The sequence below is a fragment of the Synechocystis salina LEGE 00031 genome, from assembly GCF_015207985.1.
GTDB lineage: Bacteria > Cyanobacteriota > Cyanobacteriia > Cyanobacteriales > Microcystaceae > Synechocystis > Synechocystis salina.
This window is the reverse complement of the sequence record NZ_JADEVV010000043.1, coordinates 21,800-35,901: the sequence shown is the minus strand read 5'-3', so window position 1 is coordinate 35,901 and position 14,102 is coordinate 21,800. Positions and strand designations below refer to the sequence as shown.

The following is a 14,102-nucleotide window of genomic DNA, read 5'->3' as shown; positions in this document are numbered from 1 at the left end:
CCCCTTCCCCCAGGACAACAGGGCGCCCGTCCCAGGACGAAACCATTTGGCAAAAAATCCACCGCTCTAGGTTTGTCCGCATTGCCCACCCACCAGTCATGTTGGGTATTACTGTGGTTTCCCTCACGGGGGTAGTGGGCTACCGTTTTTATAACCAACCCCAACTCAGCGTTGGGACCGAATCCCCCTACACCATCTATGCCCCGGAAGATGGCAGTTTTGTGGACGAAAGAACCACAGAGGAAAAGCGGAAAGAAGTGCGGGCTGGCACCATTCCCCGCCTACAACGGGACAATGAGCTAACCGCCCAACTGAAGCAACAAAGAAGCCAATATCTGGATGCCATCAATCAGCTTCGTTATCTGGCGGGCACCTTTCCCTACATAGACACCAATATTTTTACCCTGGAGCAGCAACACTTACTCCGCAGTCTGGGGCCAGCGGAATGGCAGCAATTAGAAAATTACCTGAATAATGGCCAGCCTCTGCCCATGGCCTCCCCCCAGTTGGCCAAACTGCAACAATTATTTGATCAACAAAAAGCCACCACTTCCCCCCAGACCATGGCTGGCTTGCTCACCAGCATCAGAGCGGCCCAGGACAGATATAGCCGGGTGACGGCCCGCTTAGCAGAGGTTAAAGCCGATCGCCAGATTACCAATAATCAAATAGGGGCGTTGAAGTTAGACGGGCCCACCTGGCAAACTACCCAACAGACCATTATCCAAGTCCATGACCGCATTCTCACCCAAGGGCTTCCGGCGGGCATCACAGCCCCTCTGTTGGGGGAAACAGTGCAACTCCACTTGCGCAACATTTTGCCCCCCCAAGCCCACCAAGTAGCGGAGGGCAGCTTAAATAATTTACTCAGGGATAAATATAATCTCACTGTTGACAAGGAAGCCACCAAAAACCTAGCGGAAAAAGCCGTATTGGCCATGGAAACCGTCAAGGTATCCGCGGAGAAAAACAGTGTAATTGTGCGGGCAGGGGAAGCCATTACCCAGGAACAATTTGTTTTGCTGGATGGCTACGGCCTGAGTCAACGACAGATCAATTGGCAGGGTCTACTGCGGACAGCGGGGTTAGTGGGGGGAGCCTTAATCATTTTCTGTGGGGTGAGTCGACGCATCCATCGGCCCCTACGGCGGCGAGATCACATTCTCCTCTGCCTGCTCAGTATTAGCACACCCGTTTTATTTTTACTTGATCCGATTTACAATAACCTGCCGGCCATTAGCTTACTCACCAGTAGCTTTTACGGCCCCACCCTAGCCATCACCCAAGTGGTATTGGTGGGGGGATTATCCGCCTTTGCCATGGAATCCATCGTTTGGGAATATTTGCTGGGTAGTGGGGCGGCGGCTTTGCTAGCAGGTATGATTGCCAGTAAGCTCCGTTCCCGGGATGAGTTGGCCCTGTTGGGGGTGGGGGTAGGCGCTACCCAGGGCATAGTTTATTTATTCACATATCTAATTGTTAACGCCTCGGCAGTCACAATTATTTGGTACACGGCCCTCCCCAGTGCCATTGTCTATGGCCTACTTGGTTTAGCCTGGAGTGCCATGGCGATCGGCGTTTCCCCTTACCTAGAAAGATTGTTCGACGTGGTGACCCCCACTAGGTTGGTGGAATTGAGTAATCCCAACTGCCCCCTACTACAAAGGTTGGCCAAGGAGGCCCCCGGTACTTTCCAACACACCCTATTTGTGGCTTGTTTAGCGGAATCGGCAGCGAGGGAATTGCGCTGTAACGTTGAACTGGTCAGAACCGGAACTTTATACCATGACATTGGTAAAATGCACGACCCCTTGGGATTCATCGAAAATCAAATGGGGGGCCCCAATAAACACGACGAAATCAATGATCCCTACGTCAGTGTGGACATTATCAAAAAACACGTTTCCGAAGGGTTAGTGATGGCCCGACGTTATGGTTTGCCCCAGGTGGTGCGGGACTTTATTCCGGAACATCAGGGACAAATGTTGATTTCTTATTTTTATATTCAAGCCAAAGAAGCGGCGGAAAAGGCCGGAGAACCGCCGATCAATGAGGAAGAATTTCGCTATCCGGGGCCCATTCCCCAGTCTCGGGAAACGGGCATTGTCATGCTGGCGGACAGTTGTGAGGCGGCATTGCGTTCCCTCAGGGAAGCTAATCCAGAAACTGCTATGGCTATGGTTAACCGTATTTTTAAAGCCCGCTGGCGGGACAACCAACTGCAAGACAGTGGCTTGAAATACGAAGAACTGCCCATTATTGCCGATGTGTTTGTGCGGGTGTGGCAACAGTTCCACCACCAAAGGATTGCCTATCCCAAGGCGGCGTTGGATGTGCAGGTAACTAGCCCTTCCACCACTAGATTTTGAGGTTGGTCAAGTTAATCAAAGGCGATCCACCCCGGCCTTAGCTATGGCACAGATAAGGTTTCGCTGGCTCCCATTACTGTAAAGCCGGCCCAATTGACTGGTCGGGGATATTTTTGCCGGACTGTCACCATGGCATCCCTAAGGGCAGTGGCACTATTTTCTCCCTGGGCTAGGTTTTGGTAAAAATTGGTCATCAACAGAGCCGTGGGTTCATCTGGTACAGACCAGAGGGAAACCAGTACGCTTTTAGCTCCCGCCGTTAACCAAGCCCGGGATAGTCCTAACACCCCATCCCCAGTAATTTTTCCCCGCCCTGTATCACAGGCGCTCAACACGACCAATTTTGCTTTTATGTCGAGTTGCACAATGTCATTGGCGGTCCATAAGCCGTTATTGTCTCCCTCCGGCGTCAAGGCGATCGCCCCTGGCAGACCCCCCTGGCGAAAATTGTCCAGTAATCCATGGGTGGCAAGGTGAATGACTCTAGCCTCTGGCACCTGGGGCATAATCGCAGTCAGGGTAGCCTCTTTCCCTAACCAGGGTTTGGTTTGCAATAGTTGCCCGATCGCCACTGCTTCCGCTTCAGCGTGGGGGAGATTTCCTAGACCATAGGGGGATTGTTGCAGGCTATCCGCCAGGATGGGATTACCGACAATGAGGTCAGACTTGTGGCCTTTACTGTTCGGAGAATCAACTTGAGGGGGAAGATTTGTTTCTAGCTGTTGGGTGAGGGCCAAAACCTGCAATGAAGGCATGGTGCGGGGAATATGGCGGTCTATTAAAGCTTCGCCCCTACCATTGGTCAAAGCGGGAAAGGGCACGGAAAAGAGGGGGCCCTGGGGGATAAAAATGACCGCTTGATTGGGATCTTGGGGAAGAAGATCCGCAATGGGTTCGATCAAAATTTGCTCCAGTTGCCAGAGGGGATTATGGGGGGTTGGATTAGCCAATAGTGCTTGGGGTCGTTGACCGGCGATCGCCCTTTGGGCCAGGGTGACGGTTTGGCCAATATCCACCTGGGGTAATTGCTCTAGATCCCCCAGATCTGTTTGGCGAAATTGGATTTTTCCGTCCGGTTGTATAACCCAAATATAAAGTTGATTAACTTCATCAATCAGAGAATACTGCACCACTGTGGTCTGTTCCCGCTGGACCGTGGCCCGTATGGTTTCTAAGTCGGGGGATTCTAGGTTAATCCGCCGATCCTGGGGGTCTAGTTGCTGGGCTAACAATTCCGCAAAGGCCCGAGCCCGGCCCCGTTCGGCAATTTCCAGGGCCCCTTCGACTCGGTTTTGCTTAATCAGGACTAATTGCAATAGGCGATATACAGAGGCTTGGGTATCAAAAAAGGAAACTTTGAGTTGATCTTCCTTTAACTTTTCCCGGATTGATTCCGACAGGGCCAAACTTGCCCTTAATGGTGCTTCGGCCTCGGCATATTGCTTCTGCAATATTAAAGTCAGACCAATTTCCCCTAAGGCTTGGGCTTGGCCATGGATTTCCTCAATTTCCTCCGAAATGGCTAAACGTCGTTGAAAATTGACGATCGCCTGGTCATAGCGTTTTTGTTGGAGGTAAACATGGCCAATGTTACTGAGGGCGGCCCCTTCGTTATAACGATTACCCATGGCCCGATAAACTTCTAGGCTTTGGTGAAAATAGTCCAGGGCTTGGGAAGGTTGATTTTGTTCAAGATAAATCTGCCCCAACCCCGATAGGGCATTGGCAAAGGTATTGCCCCGGGATTGTAACTTTTGGGCTAGATCTAAGGATTTTTCGTAATAGGCGATCGCCTCTTGCGGCTGTTCCAGGCTGTAATAATCGGTGCCCAAGGCGTTGTAGAGGGTTGCCATCACTTCCCAATCTTCTAACTGCTCCGCAATGGCCAAACTATCCCGGTGAAATTGTTGAGCCTGGGCATAGTCCCCCACGTAATAATAGGCATCCCCTAGTCCGGCCAGGGACAACTGCTCCGTTTTCCGCTGTTGATTTGCCCGGGCTAATTCCAGGCTTTTTTGATAGTAATGAATGGCTTGGCCATAATCATTGAGCCAGTAGGCCGCAAAACCCAAAAGTTGCAGACTTTCGGCGGCCCCTTCCGTTTCCCCTAACTGCTGACGGAGAGCATACTCCCTTTGCCAAATTTCCAATGCCGCTCGGTAGTTTTCTTGGCGGATATGGATTAAGCCCACATTGGCAAGGGCTAAACGTTGTAGCGAGGGATCTTCAAGAATTTCTGCCACGGCCAAAGCCCGTTGGTAATGGTGCAGAGCTTGGGCATAATTTCCCAGACCATTGTGTACTTCCCCTAAACGGTGATGGCTAAACCACTGTCGGAGGTAGTCTCCGCTCGCTTCCGCTAGGGTTAAACTTTTTTCCCCCGCAGAGATGATCAATTCCTGGCGTCCAGCGTAGGCAGGAGCATAGAAATAGGCATCCGCAAGGTAACCCCATAGCGTTCCCTGTCTTTGTAAATCGGCAAATTCTTCGGCGATCAGTAAGCTTTTTTGGTAATTACTGATCGCTTGGTCATATTCCCCCAACCAATAGTAAGCAAAGCCTAATTCATAGAGACAGTCCCCCATGCCCCGGCGATCACCATTCTGTTCAAATATTGCCAGGGCCCTCTGCCACAATTCAATGGCGGCAGGAAGTTGTTCTTGATTGAATTGTTCTAAACCGGCTTCGTATAAAGTGCGGGCATCGCTGTTGGGAATGGTTTGACTGGCCGTGGGGCCCATCCATAGACCGCTCCACAGCAGACTAATGGCGATCAACCTTTGCCAGAACCCAACAGTTTTTGTGCCCATAGTCCGAGTTTAATTGCCCCAGAGAAAACCATTATGCCGATGGTGGGGATTCCGTGGATGGTACTTGGAGGGTGGTTTTGCTGACCATGCGGGTCTTTTTCCGATCACCTTCGGACAAATCTTGCCCGGATTGGAGCCTAGTAGCATTGGTTTGCAGGACGGTGGCCCCGTTTTTGTCCCCCATTTGCAGAGCGGTTTTGGCGGCGGTTTGGAGCATGGTGGCCGCCCCTTGGCGATCGCCGGCTTTGAGCTTAGTTTCAGCGATTTGGGTCTGACGATATTTGGCCAAGCTGAGAATGGATTCCTGTACCTGGGCATCGGTGCTTGGTTGATATTGGGTTTGCACCTGAATGGTCAAGGGTAAAGGCTCGGACAGCAAATTAGTTTGGCCCGAAGCGGGGTCATCGTAGCGAATTTTCACCTGGCCGATGACGTGACTGCCCGGAGGTAATTGGTCTAGGTAAAGGTTGAGGAGTAATACCCTTTCCTGGTCGGTCATCAAATCCCCTAAACGAACCTCATAGTTTTGCCCCTGAGTTTGCACGGTTAAATCCATGGTTTCCGGGGATACCTGGGCCACAGGCTTAACAGTGGCGAGATGGGCTGGGGGTTCTAACTCCAGCAAAAGCTGGGCATTGGTGAGCCCCACACTGCTCATGCGCTGGAACAGTTGACTAAAAGTCTGCAATGCTTCGTTGGGATTTTCGATATAACTCAAACTGCCCTGGGCCGCAGAGGCGATCGCCTCCAACACGTCCTGATTCCAGTGGTCGCCAAAACCAAGGGTATGTACTGTTAATTTATAATCCGATGCGACGGTGCCTAGTTTGAGACAACGGTCATTATCCCCGTGTTCATTTTCCCCATCGGTGAGCAAAAAAATGTGGGAAACCCGGTCTTCCTTGCCTTTTGCCGCTTCCTGAATGCCTAGTTTTAGCCCCTCATCAATGGCGGTGCCCCCTTCCGCTTTCAACCTTTCAATGCCCTTGGCGATCGCCGCTCCGTTCCGCACCTGTTGGTTTTCAATAATAATTTTCGCTTTATGGTCGAAGGCAATAACCGACAGCCGGTCATCCTCCCCCAGGCGATCAATTAATCCCAGGGCTGCACTTTTGACCGTTTCCAGGGGTTGGCCATCCATGGAACCGCTGTGGTCCAACACCAAACATAAATTTAGGGGCAACCGGCGATCGGCCTCGTCCGCTTTGGCCGCCACTGCTACCCGCAACTGCCGCTGACTGGTGGGGGCCCCAGCATCCAAATTTTGGTCACTTAACAGCAAGGAAAGGTCGATACGCATGGGGAGCAACTCAAACTTTTTCCTTTAGCTTACTGCAAGATTTTCTGCCCTGGGATGGGAAACTGCACTGCGGGCCTAATCATCCATTTGCCAGGGTTCCCGCAGGTTATTGGCATCGAAAATTTTCTTCGGCCGTAGCACCAACACCACTTTGGCCAGAATTTCTTTTTCCGGCTCCGTTTCACACCATTGAATTGCCAGCGTTTCCCCCTGGCTGAACAGAAAATAACTGCCATCATTCCAGTTTGTTTGGCTGCGGTCCACCACCACTAAAACCTGTTCATCCTTACGGGCTAAGGATTCTGACACTTCCCCTGCTTGGCAGAAAATAGCCACCGGATCCACCGCTGTTAAAATCGCTTGCCACTGGGGCACCGGCACCACCGCTCCATTGCCTTGGTAATTAACTAAGCCAAAGGGTTCCACTTGCTCTAGGGGTTGCACTGCCTGCACTATCTGGGGCTGGAGGGGAAAAGTCCCTGCCACTGGAATGAGTCGGGCCGCTTCCTGGTCTTCCTCGAGGCGAAACACGGGCACCAGGGGCGCTTTCCGGCTGGGCTGGGTAGTTAAATCGGTCAGTAATTTTTCGATCGCCTGGCGGGCGTTGGGAGAATGGGCGAATTTCAATCCTTTGACAATTAAACGGGTTCTTTCCGGTAAGTTCTTTTTTTGCCGGGCCAATTTCCAACATTGATAGGCTAAGGCATCTCCGGGGTGGTCGGTAAAGCCTTCTGGCAGTTGGGATAGGTAACCAAATTCCTGAAACGCTTTGGCCAATTCCTTCGCTTCATCGGCGGCCAGGTTTTTCTGTTGGGCCTCTACTGCGGCGATCGCCCTTTGTTGATGGTTGAGGATGCGGAGCTCGTAAAGCACATCGCTTTTGGGACCACGAAAATAGGCCAAGACTGGTTCATCTATGCCCTGCTTAACCAGACTTTCATAGACTTGACTAGCCACAATGACCAAATTTTGCTGCACTTTTTGGAAACCGGACTGCTCAAAAATTTCTTCAGCACCGTAACCGGACTTCTGCAATTGCTGACATTTTTTGCCCCAATCTACCCAGGTACCCTCTTTATGCAACAGGGAACGGATCAGTTCAGCGGCTTCAGCAGCGCTCAAAGTCGGATTGGATTCAGGGGAATGGGTCATAGGACAAAATGCGATCTTCTAAAATGAGCATACAATACTAAAGAAAAAACTGGGCAAGCAAAGTAATATTTTAAAAGTTAGGACAACTTAGAGTAAACTATCGTTGTATCTGAGTTATTTCCAGCAGTATTTCATCTAGATTTGGCTCATTACTTGGTTTAATTTGATTATTTTCATGCTTGTGATGGGGAAAAGTTAAAATATGATTATGGTTCGGAGCGTTATCATAGCGAAAAATAATTTCTTGTCTGTCGTCCATGTAGTGGTATCTATATTTAATTTTGTGCTCTAAGTCAGTGTTTTTTACTTCGACAAAATCAAGGCGGTGGTTATTGTCAAAAACTATAGAGCCACTAATACAACCTTGACAATTGTTATAAACTTTCTGGGTTAAGGTATAGAAGCGTATATTGGGAAATTCAGAGATAATCTTTTCAATTTCTGAAAAATAACGCTGGATTATTGTAGTGCTCGGAGTTGTGATTGATTGTGGCGCAGCAACTCCACTAGACCTGACCAAATCATAAAATCTGTTTCATCGTCCAAAATTCCTTGGGAAAATTGTTCATAGAATAACTCCGATGACATTTGATATTTTCGCTCAAACTCATCTAGGTCTAGCTTCAAATTTAAAATTCCCCGTTGCAGTTCCTTGATTTGATAATCAATGATATTTTGAGCAAATCTTTCATTGTCAATGCCACTATCGAGGATAATTTTTAATTTTTGTTCCGTATCTGGCTGTAAAGTAAGTTTAATATCTAGCATCGTCCTTTAATTCCTAGGGATTAGTTAAGTATTTTAAACCACTAAATTTAAATGCTTTGCCAATATTACCAGGCGGCGTAGCTGAGGGTGACAACCCCCGTTAAAATTGCCGCTTCGTCTGCTTCAAAGGATTGTTCATCGGGCGATCGCCAAACAACCACCTAATAATCTTGAGTTAAGCTCTTGATAATTTTTTTAGCTAAACGTTCGTTAATTTCTCGATGTCTGGGAATAGGTTCAGTTTTGCCATTGTTCGGATTGTGGTAAATATCGTGTTTTGACCCATGCCGAATTAAGACACAGCCCGCCTGTTCCAAAAGAACTATTAATGCTCGTCTTTTCATACAAGTTCAAATTCTGCTACCCGTTTGATTCCTGGTATTTCATTTTCTGTAAATGTTTTGTACAAATCAGCTAGATTTTCGATCAGGTCTTCTAGATCAGTTCCTTGGGTCCAATGGTCAGGGAATTCATTTAAATATCCCAAGAATGTACCATCGTTTTCTTTCCAATAAGTATAGGTGATTTTCATGATTTAACTTATGAAACAAACTTGCTTGATTCTTATTCTACGTAAATTTACCTTATTTGTCTGAATTGAGAGACGATCGTCATCTATAAAACTCAAATTAGCCTTTTTGTAAGGGATGAGAGAATAGAAGAGATAACTTTCGCTATTGAAAAACATGAAAAATGATTACTCCTTTTGTATTATTATATCCAACCACAGAAGCAATACAAACGGAGGGAAATATTAGACTGTTGTTTCAGAAAATTTCGTCTTACGAGGCTTTCAATCATACTTTAAGTTACATTTTTATTATAATCTTTTAAAAAATGCCGACAAAACGATAAACTGATCGTACAATATAAGGGAAAAAATAATGTTGTCTTTTGAATTTTAAAAGATTTATCTTGTTTGAGGCTTAAGTATGTCGAGTACAAACACTGGCATTGAATGGACTGACAAAACATGGAATCCTACAACTGGATGTGATAAAATTAGCCCGGGTTGTATTCATTGTTATGCTGAAACAATAACAAAACGATTTCCTGATAATTTTCCAGATGGATTTAATTTGACCTTACATAATTCTCGTCTATTAGAACCTATCCGATGGAAGCAGCCAAGCCGAGTTTTTGTTAATTCAATGAGTGATCTGTTCCATGAAAAAGTTCCAACACAATTTATCAAAAAAGTTTTCTATACAATTGAAAAAACTCCTTGGCATATATACCAAGTTTTAACAAAGCGGCATCAACGGATTCATGAAATATCTAGATCTGTGAATTTTCCTAAAAATTTATGGTTAGGTGTGTCAGTTGAAACTCAGGATTATGTTCATCGGATTGATTTTCTTCGAGATAGTCCAGCCAACGTAAAGTTTATTTCTTGCGAGCCGTTATTAGGATCATTAAAACTAAATTTAAGTAATATTAATTGGGTGATCGTCGGAGGTGAGTCAGGTCAAAATTACCGTCCTATTAAAACAGATTGGGTTAGAAGTATTCGTGATCAATGCCTTGAATCGGGAACAGCATTTTTTTTCAAACAAGTCGGAGGTAGGACTCCAAAATCAGGAGGGGCTTTATTAGATGGTAGGATCTGGAATGAAATTCCAAAAACTTGGGAAAATCATCTTAATTACTGGGAGGCCTTAAAGGTAAAATCAATAAGAGACAAAGCAAAATTGGAACTTATTGCTTAATGGGAAAGCAAATAGTTAAGTGATCAGCAAATTGCCCCTTTACTTTGCGACGTTTTTTTCCTGATTTAACTTTAACATTAATTTTTCCTTGCTCTTCTAAATTATTCAACACGTCCACATAATTACTTCTAATATAGGGTTTGTCTATATTATGTTTCTCAAATAGTTCTTTCATTGTTATGATTTTTCCTGAAAAATCATTAAGTAACATTTCCTGCAAATCATTTAAAGGTCGGGAAAGTTCAAATAATAATGGATATTTTTCTGAAGCAGGAGAATACTCAAAGGAGGGAACCCCTTCATTTACAATTGAGCTTTCCTTTGCCATAATATTCTTCATAATAGAATATCCTTTCGGATGTTTACTAACAAAAATCAAATGATGACTCGTTCTAGAGCCACTTTGATTTTTAAACCGAAATGGTAAAACATACTTGCCGCCCATATCTTTCAATGCATTGCAGATCGCTTCAACAATCATTGTTTCGCGTTCACTTGGTTTCAATTGAGTTAATTTTTCTCGTATTGAATCTGCTCTTACCTCACCAAAAAGTGCATCTAAATGGTGTTTTACTGCATTATTTGGTAGCCCCATATTTATACGATTATAATTGAAGAAGAAAATACAATCAGATCCCCAGTCTTTCACTACAGAATTAATAAGCTTTAAAGATAGTCCTTTATATCCATAGGGATCAACGAAAAATAAAGTAGGGACAAGTTTATTTTTTTCAAATTGTTTTACTATATCTTCACCAACTACTTCATTGGTAACTTGAGGTTGGTATTTTAAGTTTTGGATGTTTTCTAAAGATTGGATTGCTTCTTCTAGTGATTTTGTATTGTCGCCGTCTAAATCATTGAATAGTGTTACTAATGTCTGTGCAATCTCCGGATCTTGTATTGCCTTCTCTAAAACTTTAATTGGTGTTGATTTTGAGCCATCTTTATAACGACCAGGTCCAGCAAATAAATCTATATAAGCAATTCTAGGATTTTGAGGCGACTTCTTTCTTACAGTAGGAAGGACGACTTTAGCCCATACTTCAAAATATTTCTTGACTATAGTTGCCTTGACTAATGATTGTTCTCTTTGTTCGTCAAAAAAATCTTTGCTCATTGCGGATTTGGTATTTGTTGGTGAAAACTGACTTTAGCTTAGTAAGTCTTTAGCAACTAAGGTTTGTGATAACGTACTTCAAACCAACCTTTAAAAGCCCCAAACGCTTGGCGGGAAGCGATCGCCTGGGTGATAATTAGATCACAATTACGCAAGGTGTAAAATTATCTGGATATTATACCCTACCCGACCTCTAGTGATCGCTATTTTGTCATCCAGGTCAATCCTCAAATTCAAAATCCCTCCTTGCAGTTCTTGAATTTGGTATTTTGAGTCGTTACATTGGAATGCTTTGCCAATATTGCCAGGCGGCATAGCTGAGGGTCACAACCCCCGTTAAAATTGCCGCTTCATCAGCTTCAAAGCGGGGATGGTGTAAAGGATGATTCACCTGGCGATCGCCAAAACCGGTTCCTAAACGAAACATGGCTCCGGGGGCGTGTTCTAGGTACAAAGCAAAATCCTCTGCCCCCAGGGATGGTTCAGGAATGAGTTGTAGAGCTTCCTCTCCCCAGGCATCCCGCACCGCATTTTCCAACAGCTTATTTAACTGAGCATCATTTTGTACTGAAGGCACCCCCCGGCGGTAATTGACTTCATATTTCGCCCCATAGGTTTGACAAACGCTGGCCACAATACCTTCGATCCATTCGGGTAATTGGGCATGGGTTTCGGGATGGAGCGATCGCACTGTGCCGGCCATGCGGACTTGGTCAGCAATCACATTGGGGGCCCGGCCGCCACTAATTTGCCCCAGGGAAAGCACCATCGGTCGGAGGGGATTTTGGGTACGACTAATGGCCTGTTGTAGAGCCGTGATCACCTGGGCAGCAATCCAAATGGCGTCGATCGCCTCGTGGGGCCTAGCGCCATGGCCCGATTCCCCTTGGATGAAGATTTCTAGATCATCCGCCGCCGCCGTCAATGCACCATAGCGAATGCCCACCTGCCGGGCGGGAATGGAAGGAAAAACATGAACCCCCAAAATATGGTTCACCCCCTTCATGGCCCCATCTTGGATCATCCAACTGGCCCCCTGGGCAATTTCCTCCGCCGGTTGAAACAAAAAGCGCACATCCCCCGGTAACTTAACGCTCATTTGAGACAACACCATGGCCGTGCCCAAACCCAAAGTGGTGTGGATATCGTGGCCACAGGCGTGCATCACCCCCGGATGGCGGGACGCAAAGGCCAGACCCACCATTTCCTGGATAGGTAACGCATCCATATCGGTGCGGATGGCCAACAGTCGGGAATCTTCGCCTTTGCCAGACAATTGCCCCACCACTCCCGTTTTACCGATCGCCTCTTCGACGTGGAGACCACAGGAGGACAGCACCCCTGCCACATAGGCCGCCGTTTGATATTCTTGACCGCTCAACTCTGGATGGGCATGGAGATGGCGACGGATTTCTACCAGCCGGGGCAGTAGGGTTTGGGCTAAATTCTTTAGCTCCGCCAAGGCAGAATCGGTTTGTTGGGGGGCAGAGGATAGCAAAGTGGCAACGGGAAAATGTTAATGGTGCCTTTTAGTGTAGAACACACCATTGGGGGAAGTTAACTGGGCTAGCTGTGACCCATGGAGTTCCTGGCCGCAGTGAGTAGATAAATGGGATTAAGGGGATCAAAACGGGTCAGTTCAGCAAATTTAACACTCTGGCTAATTTGCACCTGTTGCACTTTCACCTGCCATTGTTGTTGCTTAAACCAACCCAGGGCCAAACTCAAATGCTCCAAACTGGCGATCGCCATCACCACTAAGCCGTCTCGTTGTAGGCGTTCCCCACAGGCCTGCAAAATAGGCATTAATTGCCCCCCATTGCCGCCAATGAAGATCCGGTCTGGGGTAGGTAAATCGCTTAAAAATTCCGGGGCGGGGCCGGCCACCAAAGCCACGTTTTCCACCTGGAATCGTTGACAGTTTTGCTCGATTAACTGTTGGCCAGCGCTAGTTTTTTCGATGGCAAAAATTTTTCCCTGGGGACAAAGCCGAGCAGATTCGATCGCCACGGATCCCGTGCCAGCCCCAATGTCCCAAATAATTTGTCGGGGTCGTAGAGCCAAAGCGGCCAGAATTTGCACCCGGATCGCCTGCTTGGTAATCATGCCGGGGCGGTCTTTAAAGCTGGCAAAATAATGATCCGCAATGCCAAAAATGGGTAATTGCTTGGGATCAATAGGGTTATTTTCTGGTTTTTGCTTAACTAACACCACCACATTGAGGGAGGCAAAATTCCCTGCGGTGAGGGGAGCTAAAGATGACAGATCAAATGGTTGGATACGTTCATTTTCCGCCCCCAAATTTTCACAAACCCAAGCTTGGTAGGTGGTGGTTAACCCCAGGGATAGACATAAATTGGCGATCGCCCCTGGATGATTTTGCCCGTCCGTGAGAATGGCCAATTTTTCTGCCCCTTTCTGCAAAGCTTGTTTGAGCAAATCGTTGGCTCGGCCGTGGGCACTGATGATGGTGGCATCCTGCCAAGGCATTTTTAAGCAGTTAAAGGCTAATTGAATGGAACTCACATGGGGATGAAATTTTAATTGCACCGCAGAAAATTTTTCTAACAACAACCGTCCCAGGCCAAAGTAAAGGGGATCACCGGAAGCTAAAACGACAATGATTTCCCCTGACCCTAAAGTCTGGTGAATTTGCTTAATTTTATTTAAATCCGCTGAAAAATTCTTGATTACTAAGCTTTTTTCGCCATACTGCGGAAAGTAACCCAAATGGCGATCGCCACCGGCCAACATTTTGGCTTCAGCAATTAATGCCAGCACTGACCTAGTTAACCCTTCAGCACCATCCAGGCCAATGCCCACCACATGGATCATCTAACTAAAGCTCCAGCTCATTTGGGGGACTAGGGGGCT

At 46.8% G+C, this 14,102-nt stretch carries 12 protein-coding genes; 2 read left to right on the top strand and 10 right to left on the bottom strand.

The window, feature by feature from the left end:
- On the top strand, positions 1–2,369 hold a 2,369-nt coding region (locus tag IQ217_RS14020; protein ID WP_228025767.1), incomplete at its 5' end, for an HD family phosphohydrolase.
- Between the two features lie 41 nt (positions 2,370–2,410).
- Here the strand turns inward: IQ217_RS14020 and IQ217_RS14015 are convergent.
- The 7 genes from IQ217_RS14015 to IQ217_RS13990 all read right to left on the bottom strand — a co-directional run bounded on the left by IQ217_RS14015 (position 2,411) and on the right by IQ217_RS13990 (position 8,931).
- The gene (locus tag IQ217_RS14015) at positions 2,411–5,179 is read right to left on the bottom strand and encodes a CHAT domain-containing protein (RefSeq protein WP_194020421.1); all 2,769 of its coding nucleotides are present in this window, start codon (positions 5,177–5,179) and stop codon (positions 2,411–2,413) included.
- Positions 5,180–5,210: 31 nt separating this feature from the next.
- Positions 5,211–6,479, bottom strand: a complete 1,269-nt coding sequence (locus IQ217_RS14010) for a vWA domain-containing protein (RefSeq protein ID WP_194020420.1) — start codon at positions 6,477–6,479, stop codon at positions 5,211–5,213.
- 75 nt (positions 6,480–6,554) lie between these two features.
- Entirely contained in the window at positions 6,555–7,631 is a 1,077-nt protein-coding gene (locus IQ217_RS14005) for a RuBisCO accumulation factor 1 (RefSeq protein ID WP_194020419.1), read from the bottom strand.
- 97 nt (positions 7,632–7,728) lie between these two features.
- Positions 7,729–8,151 (bottom strand): toxin-antitoxin system TumE family protein, encoded by a 423-nt coding sequence (locus IQ217_RS19525; protein WP_228024212.1) that lies wholly within the window; start codon positions 8,149–8,151, stop codon positions 7,729–7,731.
- Entirely contained in the window at positions 8,091–8,399 is a 309-nt protein-coding gene (locus IQ217_RS14000; RefSeq protein WP_194020418.1) for a hypothetical protein, read from the bottom strand. The genes IQ217_RS19525 and IQ217_RS14000 overlap by 61 nt, the downstream gene beginning before the upstream one ends.
- A gap of 161 nt (positions 8,400–8,560) precedes the next feature.
- Entirely contained in the window at positions 8,561–8,743 is a 183-nt protein-coding gene (locus IQ217_RS13995; protein WP_194020417.1) for a type II toxin-antitoxin system HicA family toxin, read from the bottom strand.
- On the bottom strand, positions 8,740–8,931 hold the full coding sequence (locus tag IQ217_RS13990) for a type II toxin-antitoxin system HicB family antitoxin (RefSeq protein ID WP_194020416.1): 192 nt from the start codon (positions 8,929–8,931) through the stop codon (positions 8,740–8,742). Before IQ217_RS13990 ends, IQ217_RS13995 begins: the two co-directional genes overlap by 4 nt.
- A 400-nt stretch (positions 8,932–9,331) precedes the next feature.
- On the opposite strand from IQ217_RS13990, the gene IQ217_RS13985 reads away from it, so the two are divergent.
- Positions 9,332–10,108, top strand: a complete 777-nt coding sequence (locus IQ217_RS13985) for a DUF5131 family protein (RefSeq protein WP_194020415.1) — start codon at positions 9,332–9,334, stop codon at positions 10,106–10,108.
- Here the strand turns inward: IQ217_RS13985 and IQ217_RS13980 are convergent.
- The 3 genes from IQ217_RS13980 to cbiE all read right to left on the bottom strand — a co-directional run bounded on the left by IQ217_RS13980 (position 10,098) and on the right by cbiE (position 14,063).
- The gene (locus IQ217_RS13980) at positions 10,098–11,228 is read right to left on the bottom strand and encodes a three-Cys-motif partner protein TcmP (RefSeq protein ID WP_194020414.1); all 1,131 of its coding nucleotides are present in this window, start codon (positions 11,226–11,228) and stop codon (positions 10,098–10,100) included. The genes IQ217_RS13985 and IQ217_RS13980 overlap by 11 nt on opposite strands.
- 277 nt (positions 11,229–11,505) lie before the next feature.
- Entirely contained in the window at positions 11,506–12,690 is a 1,185-nt protein-coding gene (locus IQ217_RS13975) for a M20 family metallopeptidase (RefSeq protein WP_194020423.1), read from the bottom strand.
- A 104-nt stretch (positions 12,691–12,794) separates the two neighbouring features.
- Entirely contained in the window at positions 12,795–14,063 is a 1,269-nt protein-coding gene (gene cbiE, locus IQ217_RS13970) for a precorrin-6y C5,15-methyltransferase (decarboxylating) subunit CbiE (RefSeq protein ID WP_194020413.1), read from the bottom strand.
- Positions 14,064–14,102: the final 39 nt, after the last annotated feature.